General features: G+C 68.5%; 14 protein-coding genes and 1 pseudogene. 4 read left to right on the top strand and 11 right to left on the bottom strand.

The window, feature by feature from the left end; all coding sequences use genetic code 11:
* Window positions 1-3 precede the first annotated feature (3 nt).
* On the top strand, window positions 4-837 hold the full coding sequence (locus tag GC106_RS17905) for a metal ABC transporter permease (RefSeq protein WP_173131663.1): 834 nt from the start codon (window positions 4-6) through the stop codon (window positions 835-837).
* On the opposite strand, the gene GC106_RS17900 is transcribed toward GC106_RS17905, so the two are convergent.
* Window positions 834-2,021: a DUF445 domain-containing protein gene (locus GC106_RS17900; RefSeq protein WP_173131660.1), complete on the bottom strand. Its 1,188-nt coding sequence runs from the start codon at window positions 2,019-2,021 to the stop codon at window positions 834-836. The two genes, GC106_RS17905 and GC106_RS17900, sit on opposite strands and share 4 nt — an antisense overlap.
* A gap of 224 nt (window positions 2,022-2,245) precedes the next feature.
* Between GC106_RS17900 and GC106_RS17895 the strand changes: the two genes are divergently transcribed.
* Window positions 2,246-3,244 (top strand): helix-turn-helix domain-containing protein, encoded by a 999-nt coding sequence (locus GC106_RS17895; RefSeq protein WP_173131657.1) that lies wholly within the window; start codon window positions 2,246-2,248, stop codon window positions 3,242-3,244.
* A gap of 108 nt (window positions 3,245-3,352) precedes the next feature.
* Entirely contained in the window at window positions 3,353-3,673 is a 321-nt protein-coding gene (locus GC106_RS17890; protein WP_173131654.1) for a hypothetical protein, read from the top strand.
* Window positions 3,674-3,732: 59 nt separating this feature from the next.
* Here the strand turns inward: GC106_RS17890 and GC106_RS17885 are convergent, their stop codons facing one another.
* Window positions 3,733-4,908, bottom strand: coding sequence for a DUF445 domain-containing protein (locus tag GC106_RS17885; protein WP_173132294.1), 1,176 nt, complete (start codon window positions 4,906-4,908; stop codon window positions 3,733-3,735).
* Between the two features lie 55 nt (window positions 4,909-4,963).
* Window positions 4,964-5,902 (bottom strand): oxygenase MpaB family protein, encoded by a 939-nt coding sequence (locus GC106_RS17880; protein ID WP_173131651.1) that lies wholly within the window; start codon window positions 5,900-5,902, stop codon window positions 4,964-4,966.
* Between the two features lie 129 nt (window positions 5,903-6,031).
* Here GC106_RS17880 and GC106_RS17875 point away from each other — a divergent pair.
* Window positions 6,032-6,771: pseudogene (locus GC106_RS17875) on the top strand (SDR family NAD(P)-dependent oxidoreductase).
* A 60-nt stretch (window positions 6,772-6,831) separates the two neighbouring features.
* On the opposite strand, the gene GC106_RS17870 reads toward GC106_RS17875, so the two are convergent.
* The 8 genes from GC106_RS17870 to rlmB all read right to left on the bottom strand — a co-directional run bounded on the left by GC106_RS17870 (window position 6,832) and on the right by rlmB (window position 15,063).
* The gene (locus GC106_RS17870; RefSeq protein WP_173131648.1) at window positions 6,832-8,331 is read right to left on the bottom strand and encodes a WXG100 family type VII secretion target; all 1,500 of its coding nucleotides are present in this window, start codon (window positions 8,329-8,331) and stop codon (window positions 6,832-6,834) included.
* Window positions 8,328-8,642 (bottom strand): type VII secretion target, encoded by a 315-nt coding sequence (locus GC106_RS17865; RefSeq protein ID WP_173131646.1) that lies wholly within the window; start codon window positions 8,640-8,642, stop codon window positions 8,328-8,330. Before GC106_RS17865 ends, GC106_RS17870 begins: the two co-directional genes overlap by 4 nt.
* Before the next feature lie 15 nt (window positions 8,643-8,657).
* Entirely contained in the window at window positions 8,658-9,191 is a 534-nt protein-coding gene (locus GC106_RS17860) for a YbaB/EbfC family nucleoid-associated protein (RefSeq protein WP_173131641.1), read from the bottom strand.
* A gap of 13 nt (window positions 9,192-9,204) precedes the next feature.
* Window positions 9,205-9,963: an ESX secretion-associated protein EspG gene (locus tag GC106_RS17855; RefSeq protein ID WP_173131638.1), complete on the bottom strand. Its 759-nt coding sequence runs from the start codon at window positions 9,961-9,963 to the stop codon at window positions 9,205-9,207.
* Window positions 9,960-11,927, bottom strand: a complete 1,968-nt coding sequence (locus GC106_RS17850; RefSeq protein ID WP_173131635.1) for a hypothetical protein — start codon at window positions 11,925-11,927, stop codon at window positions 9,960-9,962. The genes GC106_RS17855 and GC106_RS17850 overlap by 4 nt, the downstream gene beginning before the upstream one ends.
* The gene (locus GC106_RS17845) at window positions 11,927-12,373 is read right to left on the bottom strand and encodes a hypothetical protein (protein WP_173131632.1); all 447 of its coding nucleotides are present in this window, start codon (window positions 12,371-12,373) and stop codon (window positions 11,927-11,929) included. Before GC106_RS17845 ends, GC106_RS17850 begins: the two co-directional genes overlap by 1 nt.
* A gap of 121 nt (window positions 12,374-12,494) precedes the next feature.
* Window positions 12,495-13,928, bottom strand: coding sequence for an MBOAT family O-acyltransferase (locus GC106_RS17840; RefSeq protein ID WP_173131629.1), 1,434 nt, complete (start codon window positions 13,926-13,928; stop codon window positions 12,495-12,497).
* A 175-nt stretch (window positions 13,929-14,103) separates the two neighbouring features.
* Window positions 14,104-15,063, bottom strand: a complete 960-nt coding sequence (gene rlmB / locus GC106_RS17835; RefSeq protein WP_173131627.1) for a 23S rRNA (guanosine(2251)-2'-O)-methyltransferase RlmB — start codon at window positions 15,061-15,063, stop codon at window positions 14,104-14,106.

Below are 15,063 nucleotides of genomic sequence, written 5' to 3'. Positions count from 1 at the left end.
TTGATGGACAAGCTCTTCGACTTCGACGAGACCATCGAAGTGCTGCAGTACGGCTTCGTGCGCGACGCGCTGATCGCCGCGGCCATCCTCGGCCTGCTGGCGGGCGTGCTCGGGCCGTTCATCGTCAGCCGCAACATGGCGTTCTCGGTGCACGGCACCAGCGAGCTGGCGGTGACCGGTGGTGCCGCGGCGCTGCTGGTGGGCGTCGGCGTCGGGTACGGCGCCCTGGCCGGTTCGATCATCGCCGCCTTGGTGCTGGGCCTGCTGGCCCGCCGAGGTTCCGAGCACGACTCGGTGATCGGTGTCGTGCTGGCGTTCGGCCTTGGCCTCGGTGTGCTGTTCCTGTGGATGTATCCCGGGCGAGCGTCGAACAAGTTCGGACTGCTGGTGGGCCAGATCGTCGGCGTGGACTCCGCGTCGATCGTGTTGCTGTCGGTGTGCGCCGTCGTTGTTCTGGGCGTGCTGGCGTTCATCTACCGGCCGCTGATGTTCGCTTCGGTGGATCCCGATGTGGCCAAGGCGCGTGGCGTGCCGACGGGCCCGCTGTCGCTGATCTTCGCTGTCCTGGTCGGTGTCGCGACCGCACTGGGCGTGCAGACTGTGGGAGCGCTGTTGGTGCTGGCGTTGATGGTGACGCCTGCCGCGGCGGCTTGCCGGATCACCGCGAACCCGTTGCGGGCGACGATTCTCTCGGTGGTGTTCGCGGAAGTGGCGGTGCTGGGCGGGATCATCCTGTCGCTCGCGCCGGGTGTTCCGGTCAGCGCGTTCGTCACGGCGATCTCGTTCCTGATCTACATCGCCGCACGGGTCGTCTCACGAGTCCGCGCGGCTGCCTAGACCAGCAGGAGCACCTGCAGCTCTCCGACGACAAAACCGACGACGGCGCCGACCGCGATCAGCTTCCATTCGTCGCGACGGAACGCGGGCCGCAGCAGCTCCTCGTATTCCACGCGGGTCAGGTCGCGCATCTTGGTGGCGATCGTGTTGCCGACGTCGAGCGTCCTGGTCAGGTAGTCCTCGGCGTGCCGGATCGTGGCCGGCAGGCGCTCGATCGCCTGCCGCGCCGCCTCCCGTTTCATCTCCCGCAGACGGCGTTCCCCGATCGCGCTGGCCACCAGCGGCCGCGCCAGCTCCGCCTGTCTGTCGACGGTCTCCCAGACCACCCGTTCCACCAAGGCTTCCAACCGGTCGGCCCGCGGTCCGTTCAGGACGGACTCGAGGATGTTCGGGACGGTCATCACCCTGGTGGCGACCAGGTGGCCGTACTGCTCGGCGACCTCGTCCCGGCGTTTCTGGAAGACGGCCTGGAAGCCGAACCGGCGCTCGCGGGGGAAGAACACGAGTTTGATCGCCAGCCAGTCGGTGAACCAGCCGATGGCCATCCCGAACAGCGGCAGCACAAGCGGTTCCTTGGTCAGCGCCCACACCAGTGTCTGCACCAGGCCGAGCGCGAATCCGAAGTAGATCCCGCTGCGGGCGATGAACGCCATCTCCGGCCGGGAGATGTCCTTGATCAGCCGGACCATCAGCGCCGGATCGCGGCGCAACGTGCCGACCGCCAGCTCCTTGATGTCCAGCACCTGGTCGATGTCGTCCTGCAACGCCTCGACGATCCGGCGGACCGCGTTCGGCGACCCGGCCTGGACCTGTTTGACGATCACGTCCTGCGCCAGGACCGGCAGCGCCTCCCACAGCCCGGGATGGTGCCTGGCCAGCACCGACCGCGTGATCGCGTCCACTTCGGCCAGAAGCGCCGGTTCGAGTGCCTCCGCCAGCCGATCCGGGTCGACCCGCGCGAACACCTCACGCGCGTCGACCAGCCGGGTGGTCAGCACCTCGGCGGCGATCCGGATCATCCGCTCCGCGTTGCGCGGGACAACCCCTTGCCAGCCAAGGAAAGTACCCGGGATACCGGCGAACCGCAGCGGCCGGAACATCATCTCGATGGCGATCCGCTTGGTGACGTACCCGAGGGCGGCCGCGACAAAAGGCATTGCCACGTACACCACCCAGTCCGCCATGGTGATCACCGTAGCGACTCGTGCGCGCCGCGGCCCGTCCGGCGTCAGGGACGGTCAGTGCAGCACGAGCAGCACTTGGAGCTCGCCGACCAGGAAACTTGTCGCGCGCTAATCCGCAGGTCAGCGCTGGTAAACTGACTCGTGTCCGACTCGCGGCGACCGGCCATGGCTGATCGCCGGGGCCAGCGCGAGAGGACGTCGACCCCGCGAACTGAGGGACGAGAATGGCCGATGACGCGACGTTCGGCCAGGCACTGCGCCGCATGCGGCTCGCAGCCGGCCTGTCACAGCCGGAACTCGCCCGGCGAGTTCCCCTCTCGCAATCCAGCCTGTCCCGATATGAGAGCGACAGCCAGCACGCCGACCCGGCCACCGCGCTACGCCTGGACGAGCTCCTGGGCGCCAACGGAACCCTCATGGCCCGGCTGGAACCCACCAGCATCGAAATCCTGTCCACAGACGACCGCGCGCGCCTTGCGCACACCTTCGCGCACCCGTCCCGTATCGACGGCCGAAGCGTCACCGCCCTCGCCGGCGTCCTGGCCGCGCAACGGCGCCTGGACGACGTGATCGGGCCCCAGCCGCTCATCCCGCCCACTGCCGCACAGGCAGCCATGGTCACGGGCCTGTTGAAGAACGCGCGCGGACCGCACCGGGACGAACTCGCCAAGGTGGCCGCCGAATACGTCCAGTTCGAGGGATGGTTGCACGCCGAAGCCCGCAACGACGTCGAAGCCGTCCGCGCGCTCACCATCGCCGAAGACCTCGCCGACGATGCCCGTGACGGCACTCTCGCAGCTCAAGCGGCCAACTTCCGCGGCTATCTGGCCCGTCAGCAGGGCCGCCCCGGCGCGGTGGTCCGCTGGTTCCTCACCGCGCACCACACTCCCGGCGCACACCCGGCCCAGCGTCTCGGCGACGCCGCCCAGGCAGCCCATGGCTACGCCGCACTCGGCGAGGCGGACGAGGCCCGTCGCCTTCTCGACGTCGCGGGCGGCCTGCTCGATGACGCCGCACGCGACCAGCCACCCGGGACCGCTTACTGGCTCAAGGGCGACTTCCACCGGCTCAACATCGGACTGGCGCACCTCGCGCTCGGCGACCACGCCGACGCGGCTGACCACATCGCTGCCGGACTCGCCGGGCTACCCGCCGACCAGCAGGGTGCCGAATGGACGATCGAATACCGGGACGCACTGGACCAGGCCCAACAAGCCAGCTGACCACAGCGGAGCTATGCGCATGCCGATGCGCATGGCGCAACCCCTCCAGGCATGTGGTCAGCCGGTCGACTTCTGGCGCATGAGGTCGACCGAGAAATGAGGCTCCACATGTCCGATACCGCGAAATCGTCAGAAGACCAGCAACATGTCCCGTACGGAACGGAAATCAGCGAGCGAACTTCTCGCGCGGTCGCGGCCCAGGCTCCGCGCCTGTTCGCCGTTGTCATCGAGCCCGACGATGGCAGTGATCCAGAAGTCATCAGCTGGGGCATGTCGTTCAGCGAAGAGGCTCACATGGTTTCGGCGAACGGCCGGAACTACTACGCCCTCGCGGATGCTGATAACGCACTGAACTATGTCCGCGGCACACCCGACCACACGCCGAAACTCGTGTGGGTTGCCCCGGCAGGGGTGTCGTCCTCCGTGTAGTCGCAATCTGACGCTGACGCTGACGGCGCGGGTGCGTGCGCCGTCGGCATCGGGGACGGTCAGTGCAGCAAAAGCAGGACTTGGAGCTCGCCGACCAGGAAACCGATCACCGCGCCGACCGCGATCAGCTTCCATTCGTCCTGCCGGAACGCGGGCCGTAGCAGGCCTTCGTACTGGATCGGGGTGAGTTGCTGCATCTGGGTGATGATCGTGTTGCGGACGTCCAGTGCGTTGCTGGCGTAGCCCTCGACGTGCTTGACCGTGGTCGGCAGCAGCTCGATCGCGCGCTTGGCGGCCGTCTGCTTCATCTCCTGGTAGCGGCGGGAGCCGACGGTCAGCACGACGAGTGGTTTGACCAGGCTGACCTGGGTGTCGATGGCACGCTGCACCTCGCGCTGCACCAGCGTGAACAGCCGGTCCGACTTGGGTCCGGTGAGGACCGCTTCGAGGACGTTCTGGACGGTCAGCACCTCGCGGGCGATCATGTCGCCGTAGTCGTGCGCGACCTCCATCCGGCGGCGCTGGAACATCCCCTGCCAGGTGAAGAACAGGAACTTCTTCGGCTGCCGCGGGAAGAAGATCATCTTCAGCGCGAGCCAGTCGGTCAGCCAGCCGGTCAGGCCACCGAAGAGCGGCATGATCCACGGGCTGTGCGTCAGCGCCCACACACCGAGCTGCACCAGGCCGATGACAAAGCCGAAGTAGATCCCGGAGCGGGCGATGAACCGCATCTCCGGCTGGGCGACGTCCCGGATCAGCCGGTTGAGCAACGCCTTGTCGCGCACCAGGTTGCGCACGGCCATGTCCCGCACGTCGAGGACGTCCTCGATGTTGCCGGCGATCTCGCGCATCAGCTTCTCGACCACGCGCGGCGCGTCCGCCTGGACCTGCCTGATCAGCCGCCGCTGGGCCTGGGTGGGCAGCATTTCCCACAGCTGTGGCTGGTACTCGGCCATCAGCTCACGGGTGACGTCCTCGACCGCGCGCAGCAGCGGCTCCCGCAGTTCCTCGGCGACCCGCCGCGGATCCAGCCGGGCGAAGATCTCCTTGGGCCGGATCAGGTTGGTGGTCAGCAGTTCCATCGCGACACTGGCCATCCGGTGGGCGTTGCGCGGGATCACGCCCTGCCAGCCGATGAACGTGCCCTTGATGCCAACGAACTCCACCGGCCGGTACATCATCTCGATCGCGACGCGTTTGGTGACGTAGCCGATCACCGCCGCGACGAACGGCATCGACACGTAGACCACCCAGTGGGGAATCAGGATGGCCTCCTCGAAACCGCGCGCGTCAACCGGTCTGTGACAGTACCGGCGGGCGGGCGGTCGCGCGTTCGATTGCCTGGGTTTTGATCGGGGAATCGCCGACGCTGTCGCGCAGCATCTGGAACAGCACGCGCAGCGACCGTCGCGTGATCATCTGGTCGATCGGGTTGTCCGGCAGGCGGTACAGGCGCTTGGCCCACGGCGGCAGCAGGTCGAACGCGGCCTTGCAGAGCAGCCTGCTGCCCGCCTTGGCCGCCGGGTTGCGGCCGAACGGCCTGGTGAAGAAGCCGACGACGTCGGCCGTCTCCTCGGAGAACGTCAACTGCGGGCGCATGGCGGTGAAGTACGCCTCGACGTCCGCCACGGTCTTGGGGACGTCGTGCGCGCCGAGCATCTCCGTGATCACGGCGTACTCGGCGAAGTACCGGTCGACCTCCTTTTCGGACACCGGGTGCGGGTGGTATCGCAGGTGTGCCTGGATGATCCCGTACGCCTGGGTCACGCCGGTCCAGATCAGGTGCTCGGAGGAGGAAGCGTCGTACGGGCGGCCGTCGGGCATCGTGCCGTGGACGTGCTTGTGCATGCGGCGCACGGTCTGCGCCATCTTCTCGGCCACCGGAGTGCTGGCCCAGCACATCGTGTTGACGAACGACACCGTGCGCCCGAGCCTGCCGAGCGGGTCGTCCTTGTAGACCGAGTGCTTGTTCGTGCCGTGCATCGTCGGCTCGTGCAGGGAACCGAGGATCAGGCCCATGACGCCGCCGACCACCCCGGACGGGTCGTCGTGCACGTACCACATCACCGACTTCGGGCCGAAGAGCCCGGGATCACCTGGCGGGCCGGTGTACTGCTCGCCGGGGAGCGCGTCGGCGTTGAGCGCCTTCGCCCAGGTGTGCGCGATGCCGCGCTTGAGGTTGCCCGCCGTCGCCAGGTCGCCGAGGTCCAACAGCCGTGAAACCAGCACCCGCGCCTCCCTGAGACAAAGTAGATGCCTTTGTTTCAATGTCTCACTCGGTCGGCTGGCTGTCAACGTTCGGACGCCTGGTCGGAAAGACGCCAGATTTCGCAGGTGAGAGACACTTTGATGGTCGGTATGAACACATCAGCAGGCAAGGTCGCACTGGTCACCGGCGGTAGCAGGGGGATCGGTGCGGCGATCGCGATCCGGCTCGCCCAGGACGGCGCCGACGTCGCGTTCACCTACAACCAGAGCCCGGACCGCGCGGCCGAGGTGGTCGAGCAGATCAAGGCGGCGGGTCGTCGTGCATTGGCCATCCAGGCCGACAGCGCGTCCGTGGAAGCCGTCCAGGGCGCGGGTCCCAGACCGTCGAGGAGTTCGGACGGCTCGACATCCTGGTCAACAACGCGGGCGTGGCGGCGTTCGCGCCCATCACGGACCTGTCCCTGGCGGACTTCGACCACGTCGTCCAGGTGAACGTCAAGGCGGTGTTCGTCGCGTCCCAGGCCGCGGCGGCGCACCTGGGTACGGGTGGCCGCATCATCACCATCGGCAGCTGCGCGGCGACTCGCGTGACCGGTCCCGCGTACTCGCTCTACTCACTCAGCAAGACCGCACTGATCGGCCTGACCAAGGGCCTGGCACGGGACCTGGGGCCGCGGGGGATCACGGCGAACCTGATCCACCCCGGCCCGATCGACACGGAGATGAACCCCGCCGACAGCCCGATGGCCGACGAGAACCGCGGCCACGTCGCCCTCGGCCGGTACGGCGAGGCCTGGGACGTCGCCGCGATGGTGTCCCACCTGGCCGGGGAGTCGGGCCGCTACGTCACCGGCGCGGAGATCGCCGTCGACGGCGGCTACGTGGCCTGAAAACCCCTCGTGAGTGTTTATCGGTGTTCTAACCCTGATAAACACTCACGAGGGGGAGGGTCAGGCGCCGGCGGCTTCGCGGGCGCTTTCCCGGCCGTCATCCGCCTTCGTCGCCTCGTTGGCCATCTGGCTGAACGAGGCGCCGAAAGCGCCGAGCGGGATCTGCACGCCGCCGACCGTGATCATGTAGCTGGGCTCGCGAACGTTCTTCGCGGTCTCCAGCGCGTCGAGCACCTCGTTGGCGTGCTTGTTGCCGAACAGGCGCCGGGCGATGTCGGCGATCGCCTGCTGGGGCAACCGGTTGAGCTCGTTGATCGGCCGCATCAACTGCTCGTGGTTGCGGTAGCCGCCCTTCGTCCACGCGGCCCACGAGCTTTCCGGTACGCCCTTGGGCGGCGGCATGTTCGGCATGGTGTCGGAGCGCTGGGGCTTCGGATCGTCGGGCTTCGGCGTGGGCCCTGGCGGAGTCGTGCTCGCCGGGGCCGTGTCCTGCCGATGGGGTGGTGGCGGTGGCGGCGGGGTTCCGTTGCCCGGCATGGTGTTCGACCGGGGCGGCGGCGTGGGCGCCGGGGTGGGCGTCGGCTCCGGGGTCTTGGGCGGCGGGCTGGCCAGGTCCGGCGGCGCGGTGTCCGAGCGCTTCGGGGGCGGCACGGCCCTGCTGGAGTTGGGCGACGTGTTGAACGGCGGCAGGTTCGCCAGATCGTCGGACGGGTTGGTCCAGCTTCCGCCCGGCCGCCACGGGTTGCGGCGAGCGGCGGCGGCGAAGCGGTCCAGCCGCGTGGACACGTCGTCCATGTACTTGGTCAGGTCCGCCAGTCGCTTGGAGTTGCGGGAGATCATCCCGGTGACGTTCGAGATCATCTTGGCGATCTTCGCCGCCGTCGACGCGGCCAGGCCGATCGCGGTGGCGATGAACCCGGCGATGGACGCGCCGAAGGTGAAGAACGCCGCCGCGAGCGCGACCAGCGCTCCGGCGACCAGGCCGCCGATCAGGGTGGCGATGATGTCACGGACCACGGCGCGGGTCGCGGCGACCCCGACACCCATGTTCACCGTCGTGTCCGAGGCGCCGGACACGATCTCGCCGTAGGACTGGATCTCCTCGGACAGGTCCCGCATGCTCTTGCGGAACTTTTCGGCCGCCTCGCCGGTCCAGCTCGCGACCTTCGCGAGCGCCTCGTCGTGCTCGGCGGCGTACTGCTTGAACTTCACGGCTTCCATCTGCAGCAGCGCCGCGTTCGCCTTGATCGCGTCCGGGTCGCCCATCAGCAGGTCGAGCGGTTCACGCAGGAAGCCGATGTGCTCGATCAGCCAGCCGACACCGGCCGCGAACACCGTGCCGAGCGGGTCGAGCACCATGCCCAGCACGTCGAGGCCGACGGTGACGCTGGCGACCGCGATCTGCGCCGCGTCGTTCTCGCCGTCCTTCTTGATCGCGCCGACCAGCTCGGCGAAGGACTCGACGATGCCGCCGCCGGCGAACTTGTTCTCGTCGTCGAGCCGGAAGTTCGAGTACTCGTAGGCTTCCCTGACCTCTTCCTCGGTCTTGACCTCGCTCACTGGTCACCACCTCCGAAACCGTTGGTGGCGATGTGACTGTCGTTGTCCGCGTACGCCTGCGCCGAGTTGTCCACGCCGGTCGCGGCGTCCCGGATGCTGGCGGCGCCCTTGTCCAGGCTGGCGGCCGCGTCCCCGGTGGCCTTGCGGGCGCTGATGGAGAACAACTGACCCACGATTCCCCACGTGGTCACCGAATAGCTGACGTTGCGCACGGCGTTGGCCGAACCGCTCACTTTGTCGGCGGTGCTCCGCAACGCCGACGCGAACGCGCGTAATTCACCCTCTACGACTGTGTAGCCCTTATCGGGCACAGTGTCCTCCCAAGGTCACCAAGGCTGTTGGAAGTCCTCGTCGTCGTCCTGTGCGGACGGACGCCGCGGAGGACGCGGTGCGGACGGCGGCGGCGAAACAGGCGGTGGTGCGACCGGCGGAGGTGCCGTGGCCCGCGGCGGAGTCTCGTCGTCGTTGTCGTCGATCCCGGCGAGACCGTCCTCCGGGGCGTCGGACACGTGCTCGGGAGGCGGCGGCAGGAACTGCTGCAACATCTGCATGGCCTCGGTGCCCTCGGCGACCGGCGCGAACGCCTCAGCGACGCTGTGTGCGGCCTGCCGCTGGGCCTCCGCGGTGACGCGCATGATGAGCGACGCCAGTTCCGCGGGCGGATACCGGGTGGTCGACGGTGCGAGGTGCAGGTCTTGCAGCGCACCAGTCGGGCCCACGGTCACCCGCACGCCGCCGTCCGGTGACGTCACCGTGGCCCCGGACGAGGCGATGTTCTGCTGTAGTTGCTCCGACTTGCGCTGTATTTCAGCGATCCTGGCCTCGAACCCGGCCATCCAGTCGTTGATCGCTTCGGTCACCCGGGTCTCGCTTTCAGCCCGCTCGGAGCAGTTCGTCGATTCGGTTGGCGATCCGGTCGGCACCCGCGGGCGCGATGCTGACCCAGGTCCCGTCATGCACCACCAGGTACCGCCCGGTGGCGGTGTCGAACCACGTCACCATGGTCTTGGACCGGGTACTCGCGCCGGCCCGAGCCCGGGTCGCCCTTGTCGTCGTGTTCACGCCGAACTGTCCACCTCGGATACGCCGTTCGGTCAGTTCCAGCAACGCTGTGGCGTCGTATTCGTTGACGCCGTTGCTGACCAGGATGCCGCGCTCGTCGTCGTCGCCGAACGGGTCGTCCGATTCGCCGTCGACGGCGCGCTGCAATGCCTGGTGCGGAACGGAGATCGCATTCCCGGTACCGGGATCACCGGCGGGCAGCAGCTCCACAATGGACCTTGCCAGCGCGGTAGGCCGGATCGCCGCGATCGAGACCTCGTCGTCGTAGACCGTCGCCAGGACGGCCTGGCTGCCGTCGGACGCGGCCAGGCCGCGGATCGGGCCGTCCGCGAACCCGACCGTGTCCACCGACATCGTGGGCGATGCAAGCACCCGCAACAGATCGGGCAGCTGGCCACGCAGCAGACCCCGGTCGATCAACGGGTCGAGCGTCTCGGCACGCATCCGGTCCCGCTCCTGCATCGTCGCGCCGTTGCTGGGCACGTCGATCGGATACGGCATGCGGCCGAGTTCGAGGTGCTCCCACAGGAAGTCCAGCTCCCGCGCGGAGATCACGAAGTCCGGTGTCATTCCGCGGAGCGCTCTTCCTTGCGCTGTTTGGCTGACTTCTCACCGATGACCAACGGCACCATGCGGCCGGGCTCCTCGACGATCTTCTCGCCGGTCGCGTACTTGGAGCGGTGCTCCTTGTCCTCTTCGCCGCGCTGGCCACCGGCACCCATGCCGCCGCCCATACCCGGTGCGCCGGCCGCGCCCGGCATACCGGGCCGAGCCGCGCCGTTCGGGTTGCCGCGCATGGCCGCTTCGTCGGCCGCGTAGGCGCCGATGCCCGCCGCACCACCAGGACCGCCGAAACCGGCGCCGCCGGCACCCATGCCGCGGGGCGTGAAGCCGCCGCCACCCGCGCCACCGCTCGCGCCGCCGGTCCCGCCACCGCCGGGCAGGCCGCCGGTCCCACCGCCGGGCAGGCCGCCGGTCGGGATGCCACCGCCGCTGTAGTTCAGGCGCGGTGCGGCCGCGTCGCCCGCCCCCGGCGTGAACACTGTCGGCGGCATCTTCGGTGGCACGTAACCAGGAGGCATGTTGCCGGGTGTGTAGCCGTTGCCGGACGAGTTGGGATTGGCGGACGGGTAAGGGTTGTTGCCGGGCGTGTACCTGCCGTTCGGCGGGGTGTAGCCGACGTTCGGCGGCGTGTAGTTGACGTTCGGCGGCGTCGTGTAGCCGGGGCCGCGATAAGTCGTGTCGCCGGGGTAGTTGCCACCGGTCACCGGGATGTTCGGCGGCGTGTACCCGGAGGTGGTGGTACCCGTGGAGGGGATGTCCGGGATCGGGATGTTCGGCGGCGTGTAGGACTGCGGACCGGTGTACGGGGACGATCCGGCCGACGCGGCAGGCACCTGGTACCCGCCACCGCCGTAGCTGCCCGGGAAGCCGCTGCCACCGGGGCCGCCTTCGCCACCGGGAAGACCCCCACCGGGGACGCCGCCTCCGCCGGGGTAAGCACCGCCGGGGTAAGCACCGCCGGGATAAGCACCGCCGCCGGTGTAGGCGCCGCCCGGGTAGCCGCTGCCCGTGCTGCCGGGACCACCGGCGCCGCCGAACCCGCCCGCGCCCGCGCCCGCGTCTACGCCCGCGACCGACAGATCCGGCACGCCCGCCTGCCCCCGCGGCATGTTCATGATGGACCTGTCCGCCACCGTGGACATCGTCTCGTGGGGTGTCACCGGATTCTCGGCGATCAGCTCCCCTCGCGGACGCATCATCAGGCCGTGCATGGGGCTGGCGTCGGTCGCCGTCGCGTCCGGCGGCTGGACGAACCGCGGGGTCGTCTCGTCGACCGACCGCGACTCGTTCTCCATCTCGGTCATCACCCGCACGGCCTGCTCATGCGCGGCCCGCGATTGCTCGCTGGCAACCTGCACGTCCTGTACGGCACGCATGAACCCGACGAGACCACCCGAGGTGAATCCCTGCTCGAGCATCGCCCGGTAGTCGAACTCGACCGGCTCGGGCATCGCGGCCTTCGCGCGTTCCGCGGCCAGGCCCTGGTCGGCGATCCGGGTCCCCATGTACTGCGAGGTCTGCGCCGCGTCACCGCCCCACGTGGCGAGCTTCAGCGTCGACTCACGGGCCATCTGCGCGGCGGCGCCCTGCCAGCCGGACTCGGTGCCGCGGATCACCTCGTCCATCGCGCGGGAGTTCTCGGCCATCGTGTTGCCGAGGTCGGTCCACTCCCTGGCCAGCGCGTAGGCCTCGGCGGGATTGTTGTTGGCGTGCACCGACTCGTACAGCTGCCGGTGCGGCACGGCCGCCCAGTTGCCGGAGTCGGTGATCACGCGGTCCTCGCCGAGCGCGACGTTGTCGTCCAGCTTCTTCGCCGCGTTGTCGATCTTGATCTGGTCGAACAACCTGTACAGGTCGCCGAACAGGCCGTTACGGACGGGAGCGGGCTGGTCGGACACCGGCGCGTCGAACGTGTCGTAGCGCTCGAACTCGTCCTGGTCGAACCCGCTGTGGTGCCGGTCGTCAGCCATCAGGCAATCTCCCCTGTGACACGCTTGAACACCTGCACGGAACCCTGTTCGGTGGCCTGGTAGCTCCGGATCGCGTGGTCCACGGCGTCATGCGCCTTCAGCAACATCTGGTGGTACTGCGCCAGCACGTTCACGAAGGAGACGTCCTCGCCGTCGGCCCGGCGTTCGAACTTGCCGGACATGGCCTCGCCTACCCAGTTCGTGCCCAGCGGCACCGGGCGCGACATACCGCGCAGCCGGTTGAGCCACTCCGCGGCGGCGTCCGCCTGTCCTCTCAAGGTGGTGAGCAGTCGTTGGCCGGTCTCGGGTTCGAGCACGACCTGGCCGGACTTGACCGCGGCATCCAGGGCCGCCACATCCGCCATCCGCTCGCTCAGCGACGTCGCAGCGTGGGCGGCTGGGGTGCTCGGCGCGTCGGCGGCTGCATCAGGGTCGTCGACGTACATTCTGTTCCTTCACCGGTTTCGGAACACACACAAGGTGGAAGCGCTCCCCCTCGGCGCGCAGGTTACCTGTAGTAGATCACGGCGGCCTAGCCCGGGGAGATGGCAGATATTCGCCAGCGGGTCAGAACTGGTTGTAGAGGAAGGGACTGAATGTACCGGACGCAACCAGGATCGCGGCGTACAAGAGACCGACGGTCATCACGCCCACCCGCACGATGGTGGCCGGCCTGCTGCGGGACGACTCGATCAGCGGACCGGTCACCGGCTGCGCGGGCATGAAGAGGATGGCCAGCGCGGCCAGCATCACGATGAGGCGCTGGTTGGTCAGTGCGCTCTCGGCGATGTCGGTCAGGCCGTCGAAGTCCGGCAGGAACATGTGGCCGACCATGGTCAGCGCGCTGGTCAGGTCGTCGGCGCGGAAGTAGACCCAGCCGATCACCACGAGCAGCATCGTCAACGCGCGCCGGGCGATCCGCGCGGTCCGGTTCGCGGGCGCCTCCTCGAGGTGGAAGCCGCGCTCGATGATCAGCAGCGCGCCGTGGAACATGCCCCACACCAGGAAAGTCCAGTTCGCGCCGTGCCAGAACCCGGTCAGCACGAACACGATGCAGAGGTTGCGGTACGTCTTCGCGGCGCCGCGCCGGTTGCCGCCCAACGGGATGTAGACGTAGTCGCGGAACCACCGTGACAGCGACATGTGCCAGCGCCGCCAGAACTCCGTGATGGTCACCGATGAGTACGGCCGCGCGAAGTTCTCCGGCAGCCGGAACCCCAGCATCCGGCCGAGGCCGATGGCCATGTCCGAATAGCCGGAGAAGTCGAAGTACAGCTGGAGGGTGTACGCGATCGCGCCCAGCCAGGCGATGGCGAACGTCATCTGGTCGTCCGGCGTGGAGAAGCACGCGCTGACGAACGGCGACAACGAGTCCGCGATGATCACTTTCTTGCACATGCCCAGCGCGAAGCGCGGGAACCCGGACGCGATGTCGTCCAGCCGGTGGCTGCGCTGCTGCGGCAGCTGGTCGGCGATCTCCCGGTAGCGCACGATCGGCCCGGCGATCAGCTGCGGGAACATCGCGATGTACGTCACGAACGAGACCGGGTTGCGCGCCGCGTGCCGTTCGCCTCGGTAGATGTCCACCGCGTAGGAGATGTGGTGGAACGTGTAGAACGAGATGCCGATCGGCAGCAGCAGATGCGTGACCGGGAAGTCGCCGCCGAAGATCCGCGCCAGCGCGGCGAGCTGCTCGGTGGCGAACCCGGCGTACTTCCACACCAGCAGCACCGCGAGGTCGAACGCGATCACCGCGAACAGGATCGTGCGGCGCCGCTTGCGGTTGCGGTCCCACTGGTCCGGCTCGAGGAACGGGCCCGCGATGAAGTTGATCACCATCGTGGTCAGCAGCAGCCAGGTGTCCGCACCCGCCGCGGTGGCGTAGAAGAACACGCTGGCGACCGCGATGATGCCGTTGCGCCAGCTTCGCGGCGCGATCAGGACAGCGGCGAGAACCAGTGGCATGAAGTACCACAGGAACAACGGGCTGGCGAACGACATCGAGTACCTCGTTGGAAGGACAGGGCCTCGCAGACCCTATCCGACCAAACGGAGGAGTGAACCCGGATCCGGAAGTGTTCGGTTGTCCTCGCTTCGCCCAGACGGGCCTGGCCGCCCTCGTGAGTGTTTATCGGGGTTAGAACACGGATAAACACTCACGAGGGGTTTGGTTCGCCTAGATCCGTCCCGCTGTCCGGCGCCTGCGAGCGATCTCTGCCAGGACCACGCTGGTAGCCACCGAAGCGTTGAGCGACTCCACGCCCGCCGCCATCGGGATCGACACGGTCTCGTCGCAACGCTCACGAACGAGCCTGCTCAGGCCACGTCCTTCGGACCCGACGACGACCACGATCGGGCCGTTCGCCAACTCCAGTTCGTCGACGGTGATCGTGCCGTCGGCGTCGAGGCCGACGACCATCAGGCCGGTGTCGGCCCAGTCCTTCAGCGTCCGAGTGAGGTTCGTCGCAACAGCCACCGGCAGCTTGGCCGCCGTGCCCGCGCTCGTGCGCCACGCCACAGCCGTGATGCTGGCGCTACGGCGTTGCGGCACAACCACACCGTGCGCGCCGAACGCGGCCGCGGAACGGATCACAGCGCCCAGGTTGCGCGGGTCCGTGACGCCGTCCAACGCGACGAGCAGCGCGTCCTCGCCGGAGTTCTTGGCCGCTTCCAGCAAGTCGTCCGGGTGCGCGTACTCGTACGGCGGGATTTGCAGCGCCAGGCCCTGGTGAACCGCGTTGTGCGTGAGCTTGTCGAGCTCGGGCCGGGAGACTTCGAGCACCGAGATGCCCCGGTCCGCGGCCATCCGCACGGCATCGGTGACGCGATCGTCGGCGTCGACGCCGAGCGCCACGTACAGCGCTGTCGCGGGCACCTCCGCCCGCAGGCACTCGACGACCGGGTTGCGCCCGGCCACGAGTTCCGAGGTCGGGCCGGCGTCGCGACGCTTCTCCGGCCGCTTCTGTGCCGTCGTACCCGGTTTGCGGTACGCCTTGTGGTTCGGGCGCTCGTGCGCCTTCGGAGTCGGGCCCTTGCCTTCCAGGCCCCTGCGCCGCTGGCCACCAGAGCCGACGACCGCGCCCTTCTTGGTACCGGGCTTGCGCATCGCGCCCTTACGCCTTGAGTTGCCGGCCAC

It is taken from the genome of Kibdelosporangium persicum, from assembly GCF_013280595.1.
Classification (GTDB): domain Bacteria; phylum Actinomycetota; class Actinomycetes; order Mycobacteriales; family Pseudonocardiaceae; genus Kibdelosporangium; species Kibdelosporangium persicum.
This window is presented reverse-complemented; position numbering and strand designations above follow the sequence as displayed.

Bases quoted from the DNA above. Each gene is read 5' to 3' on its own strand.
- GC106_RS17895 (WP_173131657.1), top strand. From the start codon at position 2,246: ATGGCCGATGACGCGACGTTCGGCCAGGCACTGCGCCGCATGCGGCTC.
- GC106_RS17885 (WP_173132294.1), bottom strand. From the start codon at position 4,908: ATGCCGTTCGTCGCGGCGGTGATCGGCTACGTCACCAAACGCGTCGCG.
- GC106_RS17905 (WP_173131663.1), top strand. From the start codon at position 4: ATGGACAAGCTCTTCGACTTCGACGAGACCATCGAAGTGCTGCAGTAC.
- GC106_RS17840 (WP_173131629.1), bottom strand. From the start codon at position 13,928: ATGTCGTTCGCCAGCCCGTTGTTCCTGTGGTACTTCATGCCACTGGTT.
- GC106_RS17850 (WP_173131635.1), bottom strand. From the start codon at position 11,927: ATGGCTGACGACCGGCACCACAGCGGGTTCGACCAGGACGAGTTCGAG.
- GC106_RS17900 (WP_173131660.1), bottom strand. From the start codon at position 2,021: ATGGCGGACTGGGTGGTGTACGTGGCAATGCCTTTTGTCGCGGCCGCC.
- GC106_RS17855 (WP_173131638.1), bottom strand. From the start codon at position 9,963: ATGACACCGGACTTCGTGATCTCCGCGCGGGAGCTGGACTTCCTGTGG.
- GC106_RS17890 (WP_173131654.1), top strand. From the start codon at position 3,353: ATGTCCGATACCGCGAAATCGTCAGAAGACCAGCAACATGTCCCGTAC.
- GC106_RS17845 (WP_173131632.1), bottom strand. From the start codon at position 12,373: ATGTACGTCGACGACCCTGATGCAGCCGCCGACGCGCCGAGCACCCCA.